General features: G+C 64.8%; 19 protein-coding genes, 1 tRNA gene and 1 pseudogene. 7 read left to right on the top strand and 14 right to left on the bottom strand.

From position 1 onward, the window contains the following. Window positions 1–56: 56 nt before the first annotated feature. The 4 genes from pgeF to ACVWZM_RS10810 all read right to left on the bottom strand — a co-directional run bounded on the left by pgeF (window position 57) and on the right by ACVWZM_RS10810 (window position 3571). A complete protein-coding gene (gene pgeF, locus ACVWZM_RS10825; RefSeq protein ID WP_076825521.1) occupies window positions 57–824 on the bottom strand; it encodes a peptidoglycan editing factor PgeF in 768 nt (255 codons plus the stop codon). Continuing rightward, on the bottom strand, window positions 821–1879 hold the full coding sequence (locus tag ACVWZM_RS10820; protein ID WP_168856587.1) for a class I SAM-dependent methyltransferase: 1059 nt from the start codon (window positions 1877–1879) through the stop codon (window positions 821–823). Before ACVWZM_RS10820 ends, pgeF begins: the two co-directional genes overlap by 4 nt. 99 nt (window positions 1880–1978) lie before the next feature. Then, window positions 1979–2821: a prolipoprotein diacylglyceryl transferase gene (gene lgt / locus ACVWZM_RS10815; protein WP_229193255.1), complete on the bottom strand. Its 843-nt coding sequence runs from the start codon at window positions 2819–2821 to the stop codon at window positions 1979–1981. Window positions 2822–2836: 15 nt separating this feature from the next. Beyond that, complete coding sequence (locus tag ACVWZM_RS10810) at window positions 2837–3571, bottom strand: dienelactone hydrolase family protein (protein WP_168856578.1); 735 nt, start codon at window positions 3569–3571, stop codon at window positions 2837–2839. Between the two features lie 177 nt (window positions 3572–3748). On the opposite strand from ACVWZM_RS10810, the gene ACVWZM_RS10805 reads away from it, so the two are divergent. The 4 genes from ACVWZM_RS10805 to ychF all read left to right on the top strand — a co-directional run bounded on the left by ACVWZM_RS10805 (window position 3749) and on the right by ychF (window position 6834). Next, window positions 3749–4009 (top strand): accessory factor UbiK family protein, encoded by a 261-nt coding sequence (locus ACVWZM_RS10805; RefSeq protein ID WP_050384261.1) that lies wholly within the window; start codon window positions 3749–3751, stop codon window positions 4007–4009. A 275-nt stretch (window positions 4010–4284) separates the two neighbouring features. Next, window positions 4285–5007: a 50S ribosomal protein L25/general stress protein Ctc gene (locus ACVWZM_RS10800; protein ID WP_168856580.1), complete on the top strand. Its 723-nt coding sequence runs from the start codon at window positions 4285–4287 to the stop codon at window positions 5005–5007. 55 nt (window positions 5008–5062) lie between these two features. After that, window positions 5063–5677: an aminoacyl-tRNA hydrolase gene (gene pth, locus ACVWZM_RS10795; RefSeq protein WP_456853129.1), complete on the top strand. Its 615-nt coding sequence runs from the start codon at window positions 5063–5065 to the stop codon at window positions 5675–5677. Between the two features lie 59 nt (window positions 5678–5736). Continuing rightward, window positions 5737–6834, top strand: a complete 1098-nt coding sequence (gene ychF, locus ACVWZM_RS10790; protein ID WP_057016605.1) for a redox-regulated ATPase YchF — start codon at window positions 5737–5739, stop codon at window positions 6832–6834. A gap of 169 nt (window positions 6835–7003) precedes the next feature. Here ychF and ACVWZM_RS10785 read toward each other — a convergent pair whose 3' ends face one another. Next, a complete protein-coding gene (locus ACVWZM_RS10785) occupies window positions 7004–7180 on the bottom strand; it encodes a helix-turn-helix domain-containing protein (protein ID WP_456853127.1) in 177 nt (58 codons plus the stop codon). A 143-nt stretch (window positions 7181–7323) separates the two neighbouring features. Between ACVWZM_RS10785 and ACVWZM_RS10780 the strand changes: the two genes are divergently transcribed. Beyond that, window positions 7324–8454: an IS630 family transposase gene (locus tag ACVWZM_RS10780; RefSeq protein ID WP_076829362.1), complete on the top strand. Its 1131-nt coding sequence runs from the start codon at window positions 7324–7326 to the stop codon at window positions 8452–8454. Between the two features lie 89 nt (window positions 8455–8543). Here the strand turns inward: ACVWZM_RS10780 and ACVWZM_RS10775 are convergent, their stop codons facing one another. Then, window positions 8544–8819, bottom strand: a complete 276-nt coding sequence (locus ACVWZM_RS10775) for a metal-sensitive transcriptional regulator (RefSeq protein ID WP_018269815.1) — start codon at window positions 8817–8819, stop codon at window positions 8544–8546. A 65-nt stretch (window positions 8820–8884) separates the two neighbouring features. On the opposite strand from ACVWZM_RS10775, the gene ACVWZM_RS10770 reads away from it, so the two are divergent. After that, on the top strand, window positions 8885–11278 hold the full coding sequence (locus tag ACVWZM_RS10770; protein ID WP_456853125.1) for a heavy metal translocating P-type ATPase: 2394 nt from the start codon (window positions 8885–8887) through the stop codon (window positions 11276–11278). 163 nt (window positions 11279–11441) lie between these two features. Here the strand turns inward: ACVWZM_RS10770 and dapA are convergent, their stop codons facing one another. The 3 genes from dapA to trxB form a co-directional block, all read right to left on the bottom strand. Beyond that, complete coding sequence (gene dapA, locus ACVWZM_RS10765) at window positions 11442–12356, bottom strand: 4-hydroxy-tetrahydrodipicolinate synthase (protein WP_456853122.1); 915 nt, start codon at window positions 12354–12356, stop codon at window positions 11442–11444. 530 nt (window positions 12357–12886) lie between these two features. Next, entirely contained in the window at window positions 12887–13807 is a 921-nt protein-coding gene (locus ACVWZM_RS10760; RefSeq protein WP_026192264.1) for a LysR family transcriptional regulator, read from the bottom strand. A 2-nt stretch (window positions 13808–13809) separates the two neighbouring features. After that, window positions 13810–14775 carry a thioredoxin-disulfide reductase gene (gene trxB, locus ACVWZM_RS10755; RefSeq protein WP_057017037.1) on the bottom strand — a complete coding sequence of 322 codons (966 nt, stop codon included), beginning with the start codon at window positions 14773–14775 and terminating at the stop codon, window positions 13810–13812. 282 nt (window positions 14776–15057) lie between these two features. Here trxB and ACVWZM_RS10750 point away from each other — a divergent pair, with 282 nt between their 5' ends. Continuing rightward, window positions 15058–15537: an Lrp/AsnC family transcriptional regulator gene (locus tag ACVWZM_RS10750; RefSeq protein ID WP_016845095.1), complete on the top strand. Its 480-nt coding sequence runs from the start codon at window positions 15058–15060 to the stop codon at window positions 15535–15537. 125 nt (window positions 15538–15662) lie between these two features. On the opposite strand, the pseudogene ACVWZM_RS10745 reads toward ACVWZM_RS10750, so the two are convergent. The 5 genes and pseudogenes from ACVWZM_RS10745 to ACVWZM_RS10725 form a co-directional block, all read right to left on the bottom strand. Next, a pseudogene (locus tag ACVWZM_RS10745) lies at window positions 15663–16059 on the bottom strand (DoxX family protein). Between the two features lie 353 nt (window positions 16060–16412). After that, complete coding sequence (greA, locus tag ACVWZM_RS10740) at window positions 16413–16886, bottom strand: transcription elongation factor GreA (RefSeq protein ID WP_018269816.1); 474 nt, start codon at window positions 16884–16886, stop codon at window positions 16413–16415. 197 nt (window positions 16887–17083) lie between these two features. Continuing rightward, on the bottom strand, window positions 17084–20548 hold the full coding sequence (carB, locus tag ACVWZM_RS10735) for a carbamoyl-phosphate synthase large subunit (protein ID WP_456853120.1): 3465 nt from the start codon (window positions 20546–20548) through the stop codon (window positions 17084–17086). A gap of 322 nt (window positions 20549–20870) precedes the next feature. Continuing rightward, window positions 20871–20946: transfer RNA gene (locus ACVWZM_RS10730), tRNA-OTHER, on the bottom strand. A 77-nt stretch (window positions 20947–21023) separates the two neighbouring features. Then, window positions 21024–21713: a class I SAM-dependent methyltransferase gene (locus ACVWZM_RS10725; RefSeq protein WP_057017034.1), complete on the bottom strand. Its 690-nt coding sequence runs from the start codon at window positions 21711–21713 to the stop codon at window positions 21024–21026. Window positions 21714–21768: the final 55 nt, after the last annotated feature.

The following is a 21768-nucleotide window of genomic DNA, read 5'->3' as shown; positions in this document are numbered from 1 at the left end:
TTTCTTCACCGCGAACCGGTATCCACTTCGCGGGAAAACGCGTTGGATGCCCGGCGTCAGCCTTCCAGCGCGATGGCGTGAACGAGTCGGCCGTAATCGGCTTCCTTGCGGTGCACGGAGCGGCGGTAGCTGAAGCAGCGCTCGTCGGAATAGGTGTCGATGCCGAGATCGTCGATCATCAGCACGCCGGCATTTTCCAGCCGCATGCGGATGAAGCCGGCAAGATCGAACATCGCGTGTCCGTCGCGTTCGGCGGGCATGAAGAACATGCCGTTCTCCGCATCGGCCTCGATGAAGCGTTCGACGAATTCGTTGCCGACCTCGTAGGATTCCTTGCGGATCAGCGGGCCGATGGCGGCGACGATGCCGCCGCGCTCGGCGCCGAGCTTCTCCATCGCGTCGATGGTCGATTCCAGCACGCCGGTCAGCGCGCCCTTCCAGCCGGCATGCGCCGCGCCGATCACCCGCGCATTGGGATCGACGAACAGGATTGGGCCGCAGTCGGCCGTCGTGACCGATATCGCAAGGCCCTCGGTGCGGGTGACGAGCGCGTCCGCCTTCGGGCGCGCGGCGCCATTCCATGGACCGGTCACGGCCACGACGTCAGGCGAGTGAACCTGATGCACGCTGACGAGGTGATCGAGCGGCACGCCGAGCTGCGCCGCCATCCGCCGCCGGTTCTCCGCGACCTTGGCTGGATCGTCACGCGAGCCGAGCCCGCCATTCAGCGCGGCATAGATGCCCTCCGACACGCCGCCCTCGCGCGAGAAGAAGGCATGGCGCAGGCCCGGAATGGCCGACAGCAGCGGTGATCCCAATGTCATTGTTCGGTCTCGTCAGGCTGATCGCTCAATCCGGCGATCGAGGTGAGGCGCGGGTCGGAGATGGCCATGACCTTGAACATCGAGCCCATCCCGCCGCGCCCGGAATCGGTCAGCCGCTTCAGCGCACCGGCAACGTCGGCGGAGACTTCGGGGCTTGCTTTCGCCATCAGCCCGGCGGCACGGGCCTCGACGCCGAGACGCTTGAGGAAGTCGCCCTGCGTCGCCGGTCCGTGGACGCGCGCGCCGACATCCTCGGCGGCCCGCGCCAGGGCCTGGAAATCGACATGCGCGGTCACGTCGGCCTGTCCGGGGTTCTTCAGCGGGTCGGCGAAGCTGTGGCGCGCGATCGCCTGGAAGGTGTCGCCGGCGTCGCTGCGCAGATGGCCGTAATCGATGATCAGCGCGGCGCCGTCCTGGTCGCGCAGCCGCGTGGCGAGCTTCATGATCTCGTTGTCGGGCCGCCATTCGAACACTGCCCCGAGTGGCGCGGCGCGCACCAGCGGCGGCAGCAGCACCTCGAAATGCGGTGTCGGCTCTGGCGCGGGCGCGAAATACAGGTTGCCATTGGCATCCATCCCGACCGTCCGCTCGTGCCAGCCGGTCTCGCGGCGGACCATCTGGTGGATCGGCAGCACGTCGAAATATTCGTTGGCGAGGATCACCGCCGGTCCCTCGGGCACGTCGTCGATGCTATCGTGCCAGGTGATGTTGCGCACGCCCGTCAGCGTGGCGTACTGCTTCTCGCGCAGCACCGGGTTGACCTCGACGAGGTGGATGCTGAGCGACTGGTAGAGCGGCGGCAGCACGCGCAGCGCACGCAGCGCGTCGGACATCATGGTGCCGCGGCCGGGCCCGAGCTCGATCAGGCGGAACGTCTCCGGCGAGCCGATCGCGCGCCAGATCGAGGCGCTCCACAGCCCGAGCAGTTCGCCGAACATCTGGCTGACCTCGGGCGCCGTGGTGAAATCGCCCTCGCGGCCGAGCGGATCACGCGACAGATAGTAGCCGTACCGCGGATGCATCAGGCACAATTCCATGTAGCGCCAGACAGGCATCGGCCCGGACAGCTTGATCAGCTTCCTGATCTCATCCAGCAGCGGGGAGGGTTCGTTCACGGCCTTCCTTGGATTGCACTTGCTTTGGATTGAACTTGTTCAGGTTGAACTCGGTGCCGGACCGTTCGCCCTGCGGCGGACGGCGGCCGTGATGATGATAACGCCCACGATGATCATTGGCACCGACAGCAGCATGCCCATGGTTAGTCCGCCCCACAGGAATCCGAGTTGCGGGTCGGGCTCCCTGAAGTGCTCGCCGATGATTCGGGCAACGCCATAGATCGTGATGAAGCTGCCGAGGATCAGGCCGGGACGCTTGAGCGCACCCATCCGGATCATGATCGCCAGCGCCGCGAACAGCACGATGCCCTCGAGCCCGGCCTCGTAGAGCTGGCTCGGATGCCGCGGCAGCGGCCCGCCATTAGGGAAGATCATGGCCCAGGGCAGGCTCGGATCGGCGTGACGGCCCCATAATTCGCTGTTGATGAAATTGGCAAGCCGGCCGAGGAACAGCCCGATCGGCGCGACCGCGGTGGTGATGTCACCGAGCGACAGGATCGGGATGTTGTTGCGGCGGGCAAACAGCATCACCGCGGCGACGCAGCCGAGGAAGCCGCCGTGGAACGACATGCCGCCCTTCCACAATTCGAGGATTTCGGCCGGATGCGCGATGAAGAAGGGCAAATTGTAGAACAGCACATAGCCGGTGCGGCCGCCGACGATGATGCCGATGGTGACCCAGAGGATGAAATCGTCGAGCTGCGGCATCGTGATCGGCGCCGGGCCGCCCCACAGCCGTTCCTTCTTGATCAGCGAGCGGGCGTAGATCCAGCCCAGCACGATGCCGACGATATAGGCCAGCGCATACCAGCGGATCACGATCGGCCCGAGCGAGAGCGCGACGGGATTGAACACCGGAAAGTCGATCAGCAGGAACGGCATCGTGCGTCTTGAGGCTCAGCCCACGAGGTTGCGCCGGTAAAGCGCGAGGAGCCGCTCCCAATGGCGTTCGGCGGCGTCGCGGTCATAGACCGGACGCTTGGGGAACGCAAAGCCGTGATGCGTGCCGGGATAGATCTCGACCTCGTTGTTCGATCCCTTCATGCCGGCCTTCACCTGCTCGATGATGTCCTGTGGCGCGTAGATATCGGTCTCGGCGCAGGCGAAATAGAGTTCGGCCTTTGTCTTTTGCGCGGCAAGATGCGGACTGTCGGGCTGGTCGGTCGCCAGATGCGTGCCGTAGACCGAGGCGGCGGCCTTCACGCGATCGCCGAAATGCGTCGCCGCGTTCACCGCATAGCGGCCGCTCATGCAATAGCCGACAGTGCCGATGATCCTGGTGTTGGCGGCCTTCTGCGTCTCGGCATAGGCGAGCAGGCCCTTGGTGTCTTCCATCACCAGCGGGATGTTGAGCGAGTGCATCAGCTCGAACATGCGCTTGCGCTCGGGCGATTCCGGATCGGGATTGATCGGGCCGAGCTCCATCACGCCGGCGCGGTAATACAAATTGGGCAGCATCACATAATAGCCTGACGTGCCGAGCCGGCGCGCCATGTCGCGCAGCTCCTCGCGGATCGCCGGCGCGTCCATGTAGAAGATGACGACGGGGAAGGGGCCGCCGCGCTCGGGATGGGTGATGAAGGTGGTGGTCTTGCCGTCCTTGGTCGGGATCTCGACGGTCTGGTCGATCATGGCGCTTCTGCTCGCGTTATGTGTGCGATTTCTGTTGTGAGTTCATACGATTGCAAGGAAACCGGAGCATGACAAGGCAAGCCTCAGGAGGCCTGCCATTCGCGGCGGACTTGAACCGGATGGCTGAGATCGCCATTGTCTTTGGCGCGAGGCAGTGAACGCGGAGAGTTTTGCGAAATGACCCAGACCAGCAACCGGTTTTTCGATGAGATCGGCCGTCTGATGAACGATGCCGCGGGCGCCGCCCAGGGCGTCAAGCGCGAGGTCGACACGGTCATGCGCAACCAGGCGGAACGGATCCTGCGCGACCTCGACGTGGTGAAGCGCGAGGAATTCGACGCGGTCAAGGACATGGCCCGCCTGGCGCGCGAGGAGAACGAGGCGCTGAAGGCGAGGATCGCGGCGCTGGAGGCCAAGCTCGGCGGTACGGCCGGCTGATACGGCCCGGAGCGCAGTCCCGTAGCCCGGATGGAGCGAAGCGCAATCCGGGGCCGGCCCGCGGAGGCAGTGGTCCCGGATTTCGCTTCGCTCCATCCGGGCTACGATCCTCGCTCGGTAACCCGAGAAAAATCCCTTCATTTCCTTGTCATTTCGGCCCTTTGGGGCTAAAAGCCCGCCACGTCCGCGGCCCCCGCACCCCTGGAGGCTTGCTGTGGACCTGAGCATGGGCCGCGCTGCGGCCTTTAACTTTTTAAATACAAGGACTTAACGCTATGGCGACCGTCAAGGAATTGAAGGCGACCGCGCGTCCGAAGAGCGGCAAGGGGGCCGCCCGGGCAGAGCGTCGCGCCGGGAGAGTTCCCGGAGTGATCTACGGAGACAACCAGCCCCCCGTCACCATCTCGGTCGACGACCGTGAACTGCGCCAGCGCATCCTGGCGGGCCGGTTCCTCACCACGCTGTTCGACATCGATCTCGAGGGCAAGAAGCATCGCGTGATTCCGCGCGACTACCACCTCGACCCGGTGAAGGACTTCCCGGTCCATGTCGACTTCATGCGGCTCGGCGAAGGCGCCACCATCCGCGTCAGCGTGCCGCTGCACGTCGTGAACGCCGAAACTGCCCCCGGCGTCAAGCGCGGCGGCACCGTGAACATCGTCACCCACGCGCTCGAGCTCGAATGCGCGGTCGACAACATTCCGCAATACATCGAAGCCGACGTCGGCAGCCTCGAGATCAGCCACTCGCTGCATCTCACCGACATCAAGCTGCCCAAGGGCGTGAAGTCGCTGACCCGCGAGGACGCGACCCTGGTCACCCTCGTGCCGCCGTCCGGCTACGCCGAAGAGCAGAAAGCTGCGGCTGCGGCTGCTGCCGGTGGCGCTGCTCCGGCCGCGGGTGCTGCAGCTCCGGCCGCTGCGGCGGCTCCGGCTGCGGGTGCTGCGGCTCCGGCCGCGGGTGCCAAGGCTCCCGCCGGTGGCGACAAGAAGAAGTAATCGATCAGGTCGGCGCGCGATCGTCTGATGGCGCGCCGACGCGGGATGCCGCGCCATGCGCCTCTTTGTCGGTCTCGGTAATCCCGGCGCGAAATACGCCAGCAACCGGCACAATATCGGTTTCCTGGCGGTCGATGAGATTGCACGGCGTCATGGTTTCGGACCATGGCGCCGTCGCTTTCAGGGCGAGACCTCCGAGGGCGTCGTCGATCGCGAGAAGGTCGTGCTGCTGAAGCCGACCACCTACATGAACGACTCCGGGCGCGCGGTGCAGGAAGCGGCGAACTTCTTCAAGGTCGCGCCCTCCGACATCACCGTGTTCCAGGACGAGCTCGAACTGCCGCCGGCCAAGGTGCGGGTCAAGATCGGCGGCGGGATCGCCGGCCACAACGGCCTGCGCTCGATCTCCGCGCATATCGGCAACGAGTATCGGCGGGTGCGGCTCGGGATCGGTCATCCCGGCGTCAAGGAGCTCGTGCACAGCCACGTGCTGTCGGACTTCGCCAAGAGCGACCGGGCGTGGGTGGAGGCCTTGTGCCAGGCCGTCGCCGACAATGCCGGCCTGCTGGCTGCGGGGCACGACGCGTCGTTCGCCAACAAGGTGCATCTGACGATGCAGGCCAAAGGATTTTTCGACAAGGGTGAGAACGGCGGCGAGAAGCCGGCCTGATCTCCCTTTCGTCATCGGCACGAGCCCGCCATGACGAACCAGAGATTATTGAGGAAGACATGGGATTCAAATGCGGGATCGTCGGGCTGCCTAACGTCGGCAAGTCGACGCTGTTCAATGCGCTGACCGAGACGGCGGCCGCCCAGGCGGCGAACTATCCGTTCTGCACCATCGAGCCGAATGTCGGCGAGGTTGCGGTGCCCGATCCGCGGCTGGAGAAGCTCGCGGCGGTCGCGAAGTCGGCGCAGATCATTCCGACCCGGCTGACCTTCGTCGACATCGCGGGCCTCGTCCGCGGCGCGTCGCAGGGCGAAGGTCTCGGCAACCAGTTCCTCGCCAACATCCGCGAGGTCGACGCCATCGCCCATGTGGTGCGCTGCTTCGAGGATTCCGACATCACCCATGTCGAAGGCAAGATCGCGCCGCTCGCCGACATCGAGACCATCGAGACCGAGCTGATGCTGTCCGATCTCGACAGCCTCGAGAAGCGCGTCGACAACCTCTCGAAGAAGGCCAAGGGCAACGACAAGGAAGCCAAGGAGCAGCTCGAGCTGGTCAACCGCGCGCTGGTGTTGCTGCGCGACGGCAAGCCTGCCCGCGGACTGGAACGCAAGCCGGAGGAGGAGCGTGCGTTCCGCATGCTCGGGCTCTTGACCTCGAAGCCCGTGCTCTACGTCTGCAACGTCGAGGAAGGCTCGGCCAAGGACGGCAACAATTTCTCCAAGGCAGTGTTCGAGCGCGCCAAGGAGGAGGGCGCGGTCGCGGTCGTGATCTCGGCCAAGATCGAATCCGAAATCGCGACGTTGTCGCGTGAGGAACGCACTGACTTCCTGGAGACGCTGGGTCTGGAAGAGGCCGGCCTCGATCGGCTGATCCGCGCCGGCTACCGGCTGCTCGATCTCATCACCTATTTCACCGTCGGCCCGAAGGAAGCCCGCGCCTGGACCATCGACCGCGGCACCAAGGCGCCCGCTGCCGCCGGCGTGATCCATACCGATTTCGAGAAGGGCTTCATCCGTGCCGAGACCATCGCCTATGCCGACTACATCGCCGGCAACGGCGAAGCCGGCGCGCGCGATGCCGGCAAGCTGCGGCTTGAAGGCAAGGAGTACGTCGTCGCCGACGGCGACGTCATGCATTTCAGATTCAATACCTGAGCATCGATTTCGAGAGAGCTTTTTCCCCACGTCGTCCCGGCGAAGGCCGGGACGACGCTGAATGTGCGGGTGCCGCTCTTTCCCACGTCGTCCCGGGCAAGCGAAGCGCGACCCGGGACCCATAACCACAGGGTCGCGTTGTTGAAGCGAGCTGTGGCCTAGTGGCTCGTCACAGTGATTTTGACGGTTTGATACCGAGCCAGCTTAGGATCGGCAAGTTCTCTGGCGGCACGAGGATTTCGATGCTTCTGGGGATATCGGCTCGACGGCGAATGAGGCCGTTACGTTCGAGCGTGACGATCATCTGATGGACTGAGGGCGGGCTAACACCGAAGTGACGCTGCATGTCGGCTTCGGCGGGGGCCGTCCGAACATGTGCGAGTAGGTATAGATGAAAGCCAGATAATGGCCCTGCTTCTCGGTAAAGCGTGCGCCTGATTTTTGACTCATGGATCGATTCGTCCGGAGCCTCCGACAGGGAGGCGAACGATGAATGTACGGTACCGGGTTGAATTGAGCCAAGCCGAGCGAGAGGAACTGACGGCGATGCTGAGCGGCGGCAAGCATGCCGCTCGCAAACTCAAGCGGGCCCAGATTTTGCTGGCGGCCGACATCGGCAGCCGCGACGAGGAGATTGTCCGGACCGTCAGAGTAAGCGCCTCCACCGTCTATCGGACCAAACGCCGCTTGGTGGAAGGCAATCTCGATCGGGCCTTGAGTGAGGAGCCGCGTCCCGGTGCGGAGCGCAAGCTGACCGGCAAGGAGGAAGCCCTGCTGGTGGCGACCGCATGCGCCAAGCCGCCCGCTGGCCGGAGGCGCTGGACGCTGGCGCTGCTGGCCGACGTGATGGTCAAGCTCACCGATCATGACAGCCTGTCGGGCGAGACCGTGCGCCGCCGGCTGGCCGATAATGACCTCAAGCCGTGGCGCAGGGACATGTGGTGCATTCCCCATGTCGATGGCGAATACGTCGCCCGCATGGAAGATGTGCTCGATCTCTACGCTGAAGCGCCTGATCCCGAGCGGCCGCTGGTCTGCTTCGACGAAACCCCCGTCCAGCTCATCGGCGAAGTGCGCCAGCCGATCCCACCCGAGCCGGGAAAGCGCGAGCGTTACGATTACGAGTACCGCCGCAACGGCACCGTCAATCTCTTTGTCGCCCTCGATCCGCATCGGGCCTGGCGTAACGTCAAAGTCACCGAACGGCGCACCGCCGTGGATTATGCTCACTGCATGCGCGAACTCGTCGATGTCCATTACCCCAAGGCCGCCTGCATCCGTGTCGTGCAGGACAATCTGTCGATCCATGCCCCCGGCGCCCTCTACCAGGCCTTTGCCCCCGCCGAGGCCCGCCGCATCCTGCGCCGCCTCGAGTTCCACTACACCCCGAAACACGCCAGTTGGCTCAATATGGTCGAGATCGAGATCGGCGTGCTCCAAGGGCAGTGTCTCGGCCGCCGGATCGACGATCCAAAACGCCTTAGAAACGAGATCGCAGCATGGGAGCGGCAGCGAAACAAAACTCGCGCCCGTATCAACTGGATGTTCACAACGGACAAAGCTCGCACCAAACTGGGGCGCGCCTATCCAGGCATACCCAAAGAGTCAAAATCACTGTGACGAGCTACTAGCTCGCTCCATCCCGGCGTCCTGTGATTATGGGTCCCTGCTTTCGCAGGGACGACATCGAGTATGGGGTGGCGCTTAGATCACCTATCCGCACGGCCGATCACGTCCATCAACTCGGCGATCTTGCGCCGCTGGTCGGCCTTGTCGCCGGACGAGATCGCATGCTCGACGCAATGCGCCACATGATCGCGCAGCACCTCTTCCTCGACGCGGCGCAGCGCCGCGCGCGCGGCCGCGATCTGCGTCACCACGTCGATGCAATAGCGGTCGTCCTCGACCATGGCGGCCAATCCGCGGATCTGACCTTCGATCCGTTTGAGCCGTTTTAAGCAGGATGTCTTGACCTCGTCTCTCATAGGTCTCATATACCCCCCTAGGGTATCTAAATCAAGAGGTCGGATTACCGGCCGGGAAGAGTTTCGTGGCACACGCAAAGCACGACCATTCGCACGCGGATCATCACCACAATGGCGCGGCCGCGCATTCCTGCTGCGGCGGCAAGCATGATCACGACACGCCGCCGGCCGAGACGGCGTTCGCGATCGATCCGGTCTGCGGCATGAAGGTCGACCCGGCGACCGCCAAGCATCGCTTCAGCTACCAGGGCGAGGAGTACCTGTTCTGCAGCGGCCGCTGCCGCGAGCGTTTCGAGGCCGACCCTCAGAAGTATCTCAAGCCGCGTGAAGAGGAGCCGCCGGCGCCCGCGGGCACCATCTACACCTGCCCGATGCATCCCGAGGTGCGCCAGGTCGGCCCCGGCAGCTGCCCGATCTGCGGCATGGCGCTGGAGCCCGAGCAGGTCTCGCTCGACGACGGTCCCGATCCTGAACTGATCGACATGACGCGGCGGTTCTGGATCGGTCTCGCGCTGACCGTGCCGGTGTTCGTGCTCGAGATGGGCAGCCATCTCGGATTGATGCAGCTGGTGCCGCAGCACTGGTCGAACTGGGTCTCACTCGTGCTGGCGACGCCGGTCGTGCTGTGGGCCGGCGCGCCGTTCTTCGTGCGCGGCTGGCAGTCGCTGGTCACCCGCAATCTCAACATGTTCACGCTGATCGCGATGGGCACCGGCGTTGCCTATGTCTACAGCGTGGTCGCGACGCTGGCGCCGCAGCTATTCCCGCCCGCGTTCCGCGACATGCATGGCGCGGTCGCGGTGTATTTCGAGGCGGCGGCGGTGATCACGGTGCTGGTGCTGCTTGGCCAGGTGCTGGAATTGCGCGCCCGCGCGCAGACCTCGGGCGCGATCCGCGCGCTGCTCGGTCTCGCGCCGAAGACCGCGCGGCGCATCACCGATCATGGCGACGAGGACATCGACATCGATGCGATCAAGGTCGGCGACCGCCTTCGCGTGCGGCCGGGCGAGAAGGTTCCGGTCGACGGCGTCGTCGTCGAGGGCAGTGCGGTCATTGATGAGTCCATGGTCACAGGCGAGTCGATGCCGGTCACGAAGGCCGAAGGCGCGAGCGTGATCGGCGGTACGGTCAACCAGAGCGGCGGCCTCGTGATGCGCGCCGAGAAGATCGGCCGCGACACCATGCTGTCGCGGATCGTCGACATGGTGGCGAAGGCGCAGCGCTCACGCGCGCCGATTCAGCGGCTCGCCGATCGCGTCGCCGGCTGGTTCGTGCCGGCGGTGATCGCCGCTGCCGTGCTCGCCTTCATCGCCTGGACGGTGTTCGGCCCTGAGCCGCGCCTGACCTTCGCGCTGGTCGCCGCCGTCACGGTGCTGATCATCGCCTGTCCGTGCGCGCTGGGATTGGCGACGCCGATGTCGATCATGGTCGGCGTCGGCCGCGGCGCGCATTCCGGCATCCTGATCCGCGACGCGCAGGCGCTGGAGCGGATGGAGGCGATCGACACGCTGGTCATCGACAAGACCGGAACGCTCACCGAAGGCAAGCCGAAGGTCGTGCGCGTCATTGCCGCCGAAGGATTCGACGAGAGCGATCTGCTGCGCGTTGCCGCCAGTGTCGAGCAGGGCAGCGAGCACCCGCTGGCGCAGGCGATTATCGCCGCCGCCGGGGAGCGCAAGCTCGCATCGTCCGCCGTCAGCAATTTTGCCTCGCCCTCCGGCAAGGGCGCGACCGGCACGGTCGAGGGCAGGCAGGTTGCGCTCGGCAACGCGGTGCTGATGGCCGAGCTGAAGATCGCGACGGCAGCGCTCGACGAGGCGGCCGAGGCCGCACGGCGGGACGGCGCCACGGCGATCTATGTCGCGGTCGACGGCCGCATCGCCGGCGTGATCGCGATTGCCGATCCGGTCAAGCCGTCCGCGACCAGTGCGTTGCAGGCGCTGCGCGCCGAGGGCCTGCGCATCGTGATGCTGACCGGCGACAACGAGACCACCGCGCGGGCGGTGGCAAAGACGCTCGGCATCGACGACGTCCAGGCCGGCGTTCTGCCGGAGCGCAAGAGCGAGGTCGTGCAGCGGCTGCGCGGCGAGGGGCGCACCGTCGCGATGGCCGGCGACGGCGTCAATGACGCGCCGGCGCTCGCCGCCGCCGATGTCGGCATCGCGATGGGCGGCGGCACCGACGTCGCGATCGAGAGTGCCGGCGTCACGCTGCTCACGGGCGATCTGATGGGCCTGGTGCGCGCGCGGCGGCTGTCGGTCGCGACGATGCGCAACATTCGCCAGAACCTGGCGTTCGCGTTCGTCTACAACGCCGCCGGCGTGCCAATCGCAGCCGGCGTGCTGTATCCGCTGTTCGGCATCTTGCTGTCGCCGATGGTCGGCGCCGCCGCGATGGCGCTGTCCTCGGTCAGCGTGATCGGCAATGCGCTGCGGCTTTCGCAGGTGAAGCTGGACTAGGCGTCTCTTACCTCGCCCCGCTTGCGGGGAGAGGTTGGATCGCATCGCAAAATGCGATCCGGGTGAGGGGGACTCTCCACGAGTCTGTCTCTCGCCTTTTGTGCGGAAGCAGCCCCTCACCCCAGCCCTCTCCCCGTAAGAACGGGGAGAGGGAGCGGAGCGATCACGCTGGCAGCAGCAGCTGCGCGCGGCGCTCCATCTCGGCGTCGAGCCAGGTTGCGAGATCCTCGCTGACCGCGACCATTGGCAGCCGCACCTCGGGGCTGTCGATCAACCCCTGCCGCCACAGCCAGTGCTTGGCCGGCGCGGGGCTCGGTTCGGCGAACAGCAGCCTCGTCAGGCCGACGACGCTCTGCCAGGCGGCCAGCGCCGCGTCGCGCTGGCCCTGCTGCAGCAGCGTGCGGATCGCAGCGAAGGTGTTTGTTTCCAGATGTGCGGACAGCAGGATCGCGCCGTCGGCGCCGTCCGAGAGCGCATCGAAGGTTTGCGCGTCCTCGCCGGTCAGCACGCGAAAGCCGGCCGGCCGGCGGTTGAGGAAGTCGATCGACTGCGCGCGGTCGGCGCAGCAATCCTTCATGCCGGCGATGTTCGGATGGTCCGCGAGCGCCAGCAGCGTCTCGTTGGTCAGGTTCACCGACGTGCGATAGGGAATGTTGTAAAGCACGATCGGCCACGACGCGTGATCGGCGAGCGCGTTGAAGTGCTGCACGAGCCCGCGCTGCGAGGGCCTGATGTAATAGGGGCTGGCGATCAGATAGCCGTTGATCGGCCAGTCGGCCGTATCATCCAGCGCTTCCTTCATCCGGGCGGTCGAGGCGCCGGAGAGCCCGAGACAGACCGGCAAATGGCGGGAGCTGGCACTGAGCTCGTCGAGCACGACGCTCACCAGCCCCTCCAGTTCCTCCACGCTGAGCGCCATGCCCTCGCCGGAGGTTGCGCCGAGAATGAACCCGTCGACGCGGCCATTGGCGTAGTGCCGTACGAGACGCCGCAGCGACGTGACGTCGAGCTCGCCGTTACGGAATGGCGTGATCAAAGGCAGCCAGAGGCCCTGCAATTGCTGATGTAGATCGGTCATGTTCCATCTCCTTAAGAAGGCAAAGCCGGAGACGGGACCAACAAAAAACCCCGTCCAGGCGGCGGGGTTTCGGGATCGGTCTGAATGCGAAGGTGATCTTATCGCGCGCGATCTCGTGTCCCCGGGAGGGGAGCTTTTTTCGACGACAGAACGGCGCACGAAGTCGTGATCATGGGATAATGATGCTGCGCTGCGAGGTTGTTGTCAATGCACATGCTGATCGGCGCGTGCGGCGCGTTTTGCGCATGCCATGGAGGTGAAAAGGCACGGCGATGAAAAAAAGCCGGGCTCGAGTGAGCCCGGCTTAAGGTATTGGCCACGTGAGGCCGACACAATCACCTTCCAAGAGGGATTACTGAACTTCCGCGCCACTGGAGGAGGGGGACATATGCGCGACGCGAACGCTCAGCGTGTAAGCACTATGATCCCCATCGACGGCTTGCAGCAACTATCCAGGTCGCATGTCAGTCATGCGGAGACCGGGGGCAGCACGGATATCCCTATAAAGCAGCCCTATAAGGGCGGCTTAATCACGACGGCCAGCGCTGCGCCTTGCTGACCACGAAGTCGCGGAACACCTGCACCCGGGCCACCGTCTTCAGCTCTTCCGGATAGACGAAGTAGGTGTCGAGCGCGATCGAGTCGGACTCGCCGAACAGCTGCACGAGGTTGTTCTGTTCGACCAGATAGTCCGGCAGCGCGGCGATGCCGAGGCCCTGCTGGCAGGCGCGCACGAGGCCGAGGATGTTGTTGACCTTGAAGTAGGGCTCGCGCGGACCGGAGCCGTTGCGGCCGGCATCGATCAGCCAGCTGCGGTTCTGCAGATGCGCCGGCACCTGCGAGTCGCCGAGCATGATGATGCGGTGCGAGTCGAGATCATCGAGCGTGCGCGGCGTGCCGAAGCGCTTGATGTATTCCGGCGAGCAGTAGGCATGGAAGCCGATCGAGAACAGCTTGCGCTGGATCAGGTCCGGCTGGGTCGGCTTGCGGGTGCGGATCGCGACGTCGGCCTCGCGCATCGAGAGGTCGAGATCCTCGTCGGTGACGATCAGCGAAATCCGGATGTCGGGATAGAGCGCGGTGAACTCGTCGAGCCGCGGGATCAGCCAGTTGATGCCGAGCGCCGGGGGCGTCGTGATCTTGAGGTCGCCGCTCGGCCGCTCGCGGCTGTCGGTGAGCTTTGCGCGGGCCGCCTGCAGCTGCATGAACACGTCATGCGCGGTGCGGAACAGGAGGTCGCCCTGCTCGGTGAGGATCAGGCCGCGGGCGTGGCGGTGAAACAGCGACACCGAGAGCTCCTGCTCCAGCGCGCTGACCTGGCGGGAGACTGCCGATTGCGACAGGCCAAGCTGTTCGCCGGCATGCGTGAAGCTGCCCGCCTCCGCCGCTGCGTGAAAGACCTTCAGCTTGTCCCAATCCATATCCGTAAATCCGTCGCGAGATCGTGCCATGATTATTCCGCCGCTGCGCGATCGCTCGCGCGAAGAGCCAGGAAGCGTTCCGCCTCGAGCGCAGCCATGCAGCCGAGGCCGGCGGCGGTGACCGCCTGCCGGAAGGTTTCATCCGCCACGTCGCCCGCGGCGAACAGGCCGGGCATCGAGGTCGCGGTGGAGTTCGGCGCAACCTCGACATAGCCCGACGGTTTCAGCTTGATCTGGCCTTTGACGAGCTCCGTCGCCGGCGCATGGCCGATCGCGATGAAGACGCCGTCGGTTTTGAGGTTCGTGAGCGCGCCGGTCTTGACGTTCTTCAGCCGCACATGGGTGACCTTGTTCGGGTTCTCCGATCCGCAGATTTCGTCGATCGCCGAATCCCACACCACCTTGATCTTGGGATTCTTGAACAGCCGCTCCTGCAGGATGCGCTCGGCGCGGAAATGATCGCGGCGATGCACGATGGTGACCTGGGAGGCGTGATTGGTCAGGTACAGCGCTTCCTCGACGGCGGTGTTGCCGCCCCCGACCACCACGACGTCCTTGCCGCGGTAGAAGAAGCCGTCGCAGGTCGCGCAGGCCGACACCCCGCCGCCCTGGAACTTTGCTTCCGAGGGCAGTCCGAGCCAGCGCGCCTGGGCGCCGGTGGCGAGGATCACGGTCTCGGCGAGATAGACGTCGCCGGAATCGCAGGTCAGGCGAAACGGGCGCTGGCCGAGTTCCAGCTTGTTGACGAGATCGGTGACGATCTTGGTGCCGACATGGGCCGCCTGCTTCTCCATCTGCTCCATCAGCCAGGGGCCCTGGATCACATCGGCGAAGCCGGGATAGTTCTCGACGTCGGTGGTGATGGTGAGTTGCCCGCCCGGCTGGATGCCCTGGATCAGCACCGGCTCGAGCATCGCGCGTGCCGCGTAGATCGCTGCGGTGTAACCGGCGGGGCCGGACCCGATGATGACGACCTTGGCGTGGACAGGCGCGGGCATTAGCTGATCCCTCTCTGCTGGGGACTTTGACGGGGACTTGTGTGGGAAGCACCCCGGAAGCAGGTCACGGCGGTGCTGAAAGTGTCAAATCCAAGTCTAAGATATCTGGGAAGCTATGCAAGATTTGCAATCCATGGCAGCGATTTTTCCCCGGAACTGAAGTCACATTCGCGAAATCGTGCGCTGCACGCGCAATAAAATTGCGCAATGCCAGCGGGCTGCGCTATGAGAGTTGCCGGCGGACCCGCCAAGCCTTCCAAACCCCTAGGGAACTGTAGTCGCGTGTCGAAGAACCTTGACGAGATCGACCTCAAAATCCTCGCCGAGATCCAGGCCGATGGCCGAATCACCAATGTGGAACTGGCCAAACGCGTCGGTATCTCGCCGCCGCCCTGCCTGCGCAGGGTCCGGGCGCTGGAGGAGGAAGGCTACATCCAGGGATACCGCGGCCTGCTCGATCCGCGCCGCCTCGGCTACGACGTCACGGTGTTCGCCTCGGTGCATCTGTCGAGCCAGGCTGACGCCGATCTCCGCGCCTTCGAGAATTTCGTGCGCGCCGAGCCGCTGGTGCGGGAATGCTGGATGCTGTCGGGCGAAGTCGACTTCATCCTCAAATGCGTCGCGCCCGACATGGCGACGTTCCAGGATTTCGTCACCCACCTGACGGCCGCGCCGCATGTGCGCAACGTCAGGACGTCACTGGTGCTGCACAATTCGAAATATGAGGCCGCGGTGCCGCTGGGATTGAAGGCGGTGGGCTAGAGCGCTGTGCGCGTCATTCCGGGGCGATGCGTTAGCATCGAGCCCGGAATCTCGAGATTCCGGGTCTGACGCTAACGCGCCATCCCGGAATGACGTCGTCAATGAGTGGGAAGCGCCTAGCGCTGCTACCTCTTCCCCATCGCAGCGTCGACGCTGATCGGACCCGGACCCGAGGTCGCGAGGTAGAGGCAGGCGAAGCAGAACGCGATCGCCAGACTGCCGTTATTGAGCAGCGGGTAGAACCCTTTTGGGAAATGGCCGATGAAGTAAGCGAAGGCCATTTCACCCGCCAGGATAAAGGCTACGATCCGCGAGAACAGGCCAATCATCAGGAGCCCGCCGAGCACCAATTCGAGGGCGCCGGCCGCGCCGATCAATGAGAACAGCTCGACCTTCTCGAACATTGTCCCGCGGTGGGAATTTGAAAATTTTGGCAACGCCGAACTGAAACAGCAGCAGTCCGGTGATGAACCGGAACAGGCTGAGCGCCACCGGCTGGAGCTTGGAGAACATCTGGTCCATTGTCATTTACCCCCTGTTTGACACACTGGAACGTTGCAAGATGCAGAAACACACGGTGTCCGCCACCGGAGTGTGATGTCAACACCTTGCGCCTGGAATCATTCCTCGCGCGATGGCAGTTGCGAGAGAACGCGGCAGTGACACGGTGACGCGCAGCGATGCGTGTTGCGACGCAATCGTCAGCCCGAACTCCGTCCCCCGACATGATTATACTGCATAAACATGTCACGGCCTCACTGGCATGGCGTGCAGCGGCTCTCCATTCACATTGCTGTCAGACCGGGGAGAAACGCGGGGCATAAAAAAAGCCGCGTGCGGGACGCGGCTTTTCTGCACCAGTCACGTGAAGGTAACTACCGCCACTCGACCTTGGTGATCTCGTAGGCCTTGGCGCCGCCCGGCGCCATCACCTCGACGGTGGTCCCCTTCTTCTTGCCGATCAGCGCGCGCGCGAGCGGCGAGGTGATGGAGATGCGGCCCTTCTTGGCGTCGGCCTCGACTTCGCCGACGATCTGCCACACCGCCTTCTTCTCGGTGTCCTCATCGATCAGCGTCACGGTCGCGCCGAACTTGATGGTGTCGCCTGACAGTTTCGAAATGTCGATGATGTCGGCGCGCGCGAGCTTGTCCTCGAGCTCGGCGATGCGGCCCTCGTTGTGCGACTGCTCTTCCTTGGCGGCGTGATACTCGGCGTTCTCCGAGAGATCGCCGTGCGAGCGCGCTTCCGCGATGTGTTCGATGATGCGTGGACGATCCACCGATTGGCGATGCTTCAACTCGTCCGTCAGCGCGGCGTATCCGCCCGCGGTCATCGGAACCTTATCCATCATCTTCGTCCTTCATCGCGCGCGCCCGGCGGCCGTGCACGAATATCCAGTTCAGCTAACGCAGGAATCAGGGCGCCAACGCGCCCGGAAGCCCAGTGATACTCGGCCCCGCTAAGGGCCGTGACAACATCCAATCGCGCGGTGAGTTCCAGCCATTCGGCTAATTGACCGCTTCGGGCCTTCAGCCCGGGCAGCGGTCAGCTTTCGGAAAAGTAACTCTGAAGCGTGCGGACCTCAAGGTCCCCGTCCCGATAGGCCCGGATTCCCCGTGCGGCCGCCACCGCGCCCGAAAGAGTGGTGTAATATGGCACTTTATGCAAGAGGGCAGCCCGCCGCAGCGAGCGGCTGTCGGCCAGCGCCTGCGGACCTTCGGTGGTATTGAAGACCAGCTGGACGTCGCCATTGGTGATGGCGTCGACGATGTGCGGACGGCCTTCGAGCACCTTGTTCACCTTTTCCGTCGGCACGCCGTTGTCGCTGAGGTAGCGCTGCGTGCCCGAGGTTGCCATCACCTTGAAGCCGAGCGAGTGCAACAGCCGCACCGCATCCGCGATGCGCATCTTGTCGTCGCCGCGCACCGAGACGAACACCGTGCCCTGCCGCGGCACGCGCGTGCCGCCGCCGAGCTGGCTCTTCGCGAACGCGACCTCGAAGGAGCGGTCGATGCCCATCACTTCGCCGGTCGAACGCATCTCCGGTCCGAGCACAGTATCGACGCCGGGGAAACGCGCGAACGGGAATACCGATTCCTTCACGCCGACATGGCCGAGCTTCTTCTTCTTCAGCTTGAAGTCGGCGAGCTTTTCGCCGGCCATGATCCGCGCCGCGATCTTGGCGACCGGCGTGCCGATCACCTTGGCGACGAACGGCACGGTGCGGGATGCGCGCGGGTTGACCTCGAGCACGTAGATCTCGCCGTCCTTGATGGCGTATTGCACGTTCATCAGGCCGACCACGTCGAGCCCGAGCGCGAGCTCGCGGGTCTGCCGCTCCAGCTCCTCGATGGTCTTGGCGTCGAGCGAATGCGGCGGCAGCGAGCAGGCGGAGTCGCCGGAATGGATGCCGGCTTCCTCGATGTGCTCCATGATGCCGACGATGAAGGTGTCCTTGCCGTCGCAGAGGCAGTCGACGTCGACTTCGGTCGCGTCGGACAGATAGCGGTCGAACAGCAGCGGGTTCTTGCCGAGCACGGTGTTGATCTGCCCGGTCTTGTCGTTCGGGTAGCGCGCCTTGATGTCGGCGGGCACCAGCTCGGGCAGCGTTCCCAGCAGGTAGTCGTTGAGCTGGTTCTCCTCGCGGATGATCTGCATCGCGCGGCCGCCGAGCACGTAGGACGGACGCACCACCAGCGGCAGGTCGAGATCGGCGGCGACGAGGCGGGCCTGCTCGACCGAATAGGCGATGCCGTTCTTCGGCTGCTTGAGACGCAGCTTGTCGAGCACGCGCTTGAAGCGGTCGCGGTCCTCGGCGAGGTCGATCGCATCAGGCGAGGTGCCGAGGATCGGCACTTCGGCGGCTTCGAGCGCGCGGGCAAGCTTCAGCGGGGTCTGGCCGCCGAACTGCACGATCACGCCGTGCAGCGTGCCGTTCTTGCGCTCGGTCGCGATGATCTCCAGCACGTCTTCGGCAGTGAGCGGCTCGAAATACAGCCGGTCGGCGGTGTCGTAGTCGGTCGACACCGTTTCCGGGTTGCAGTTGACCATGATGGTCTCGTAACCGGCGTCCTCGAGCGCGAAGCAGGCGTGGCAGCAGCAATAGTCGAACTCGATGCCCTGGCCGATGCGGTTCGGGCCGCCGCCGAGGATGATCACCTTCTTGCGGTCCGACGGCGCGCTCTCGTCGGCAAATTCGCCGGCGAACGGCCGCTCATAGGTCGAATACATGTAGGCGGTCGGCGACGCGAACTCCGCCGCGCAGGTGTCGATGCGCTTGAACACCGGGCGCACCCCGAGCGCGTGGCGCTTGGCGGTGACGTCGGCCTCGGTGGTCTCCGTGAGCACGGCGAGCCGCGCGTCCGAGAAGCCCATCGCCTTCAGCATCCGCATCGCGAACGCATTGGTCGGCAGGCCGCTGCCGCGGATCTTGCCTTCCATCTCGACGATGGCGCGCAGCTCCGCGAGGAACCAGGGATCGATCTTGCAGGAATTGAAGATATCCTCGTTGGACCAGCCGAGCCGCATCGCCTGCGCGACCTGCAGCAGGCGGTTCGGCGTCGGCGTGCCGAGCGCCGCGCGGATCGCGTTCTTGTCGTCGCTGCGGCCGAGGCCCTCGATGTCGATCTCGTCGAGGCCGGTCAGCCCGGTCTCGAGCCCGCGCAGGGCCTTCTGCAGGCTCTCCTGGAAAGTGCGACCGATCGCCATCACCTCGCCGACCGACTTCATCGAGGTGGTCAGCGTGGAGGAGGCGCCGGGGAATTTCTCGAACGCAAAGCGCGGAATCTTGGTGACGACGTAGTCGATCGTCGGCTCGAACGAGGCCGGCGTCGCGCCGCCGGTGATGTCGTTGGCGATCTCGTCGAGCGTGTAGCCGATCGCAAGCTTGGCGGCGACCTTGGCGATCGGGAAGCCGGTGGCCTTCGAGGCCAGCGCCGACGAGCGCGACACGCGCGGATTCATCTCGATCACGACCATGCGGCCGTCGTCCGGATTGATGCCGAACTGCACGTTGGAGCCGCCGGTCTCGACCCCGATCTCGCGCAGCACCGCAATCGATGCGTCGCGCATGATCTGGTATTCCTTGTCGGTGAGCGTCAGCGCCGGCGCCACCGTGATGGAATCGCCGGTGTGCACGCCCATCGGATCGACGTTCTCGATCGAGCAGATGATGATGCAATTGTCCTTCTTGTCGCGCACCACCTCCATCTCGAACTCTTTCCAGCCGAGGACGGATTCCTCGATCAGCACCTCGTTGGTCGGCGAGGCATCGAGGCCGCGCTCGATGATGTCGAGATATTCTTCCTTGTTGTAGGCGATGCCGCCGCCGGTGCCGCCGAGCGTGAAGGAGGGGCGGATGATCGCGGGCAGGCCGATGTCGGACAGCGCCATCAGCGCTTCGGCCAAGGCCTGCTGCTGGTAGCGCTTGCGCCGCTCGTTCTCGCCGCCTTCCCACTGCCGTTCGAAGGCTTCGAGCTCGAGGCCGGACAGCTTGGCCTGATCGGCGAGGTATTTGTCGCGGTCGGACTTCTTCAGCGCCGACGCATTGGCGAGCCGCGACCTCGGCGTCTGCAGCCCGATCTTCTCCATGGCGTCGCGGAACAACTGGCGGTCTTCGGCCTTGTCGATGGCGTCGGCGGTGGCGCCGATCATCTCGACGTCGAACTTCTCCAGCGTACCCTGCTTGCGCAGCGACAGCGCGCAGTTCAGCGCGGTCTGGCCGCCCATGGTCGGCAGCAGCGCGAAGCCGCCGGGCACGACGTGGCGTTCCTTTTCGATGATCTTGGCGACGATTTCGGGCGTGATCGGCTCGATATAGGTCGCATCCGCCAGCTCCGGGTCGGTCATGATCGTCGCCGGGTTGGAATTGACCAGGACGATCCGATAGCCCTCTTCCTTGAGCGTCTTGCAGGCCTGCGTGCCGGAATAGTCGAACTCGCAGGCTTGGCCGATCACGATGGGACCGGCGCCGATGATCAGGATGGTGGAGATGTCGGTTCTTTTGGGCATCAGCTCTCGCGGACTGGAATTTAGGCACAAAAAAAGGGCGCGCTTCCCGCGCGTCCCTCGAGCCATGCGCTACATGTTGTAGCGCTGGAAGCGCGATCCCTCGCGCGCGGGTGGTCTTTAGACCAGTTTCCGCACCCGCGAAACCCCCAAAAACGCGCAATCAACCGCGATTCTGGGGGAAAATCCGCATTCGGCGTATGCCCGGTTGGGGGTGCTCGGGATTGGGAGGGGCTACCGGCCCGGCTTCGCCCTGCGGGCTACGCCGCGGCAGCCTTCGCTACGAGAAGGCCTGCCGAGCCGAAGCTGCGTCAGCAGCGAAGGCTGGAGGCCCGGCCTGGATTTGAACCAGGATAAACAGTGTTGCACCACTGCCGCGTCGAAGCTTCCGCCACCGGGCCGAGTGGATCATTGCTGATTATTTCAGAGGCCGCCACGTTTACTGGTGGGTAACGTTAATAGCTGGCGCAACCCAGGATCAGTGGTGCGCCACGAACGTCATCCGCCACGGATTGTGCCCGATGTTGCGCGGCGCGCGGCGGGCGCTGAACCCCGCGGCGCCGAGCTTGGCGATCATCTCGTCCTCGCGGTAGCGCTGCAGTCCGATCCGGGTGCGCAGCTGGCGGTAGTCGGACAGCGCGGTTGAAGCCAGCCCGACCAGCGCATCGCGCAGGAAACCGTGGGTCGCCGCAAAGCGCAGCAGGGCCGCGACGTCCCTCGCCATCCCGACTTCAGGCCGCAGGATATCGCCGAGCACGAACCGGCCCGAGGGCTTCAGCAGGCGGTGGATCACGTCGAACGCGGAATCGAGCTCCTGCGGCGTCATGTATTGCGCCACCGAGTTCATCACCACGAGGTCGATCGAGTCCGCGTCCATGTGCTTCAGGTCATCGAGCGAGCGGACACGGATGCGGGTGTCGGGCGCAAAGCGCGCGACCAGACGGCCGCGTACGCCGGGCGCCGGCTCCGCCAGATAGAGCTGGGCGCAGGCATTGGCGACCTTCGCCGCCGACAGCGCCTCGCCGCAGGCATAGTCGAGCACCACGGCATCCGGCGAAGCGATGTAGCCGATGATGTCGTTTGCGATGATCTGGAAATGCAGGTCACGGTGCAGTCGGCTCGCATAGATCGTATGCGTGGAATCGTAATAATCGATCCATTCATCCATCGCGTTTGGTATCCGGCAGAACGGGTTCCTGGCCTCAGGAACGGGTGGGCTGATG

This window comes from Bradyrhizobium sp. USDA 4501, assembly GCF_054062115.1.
This window is presented reverse-complemented; position numbering and strand designations above follow the sequence as displayed.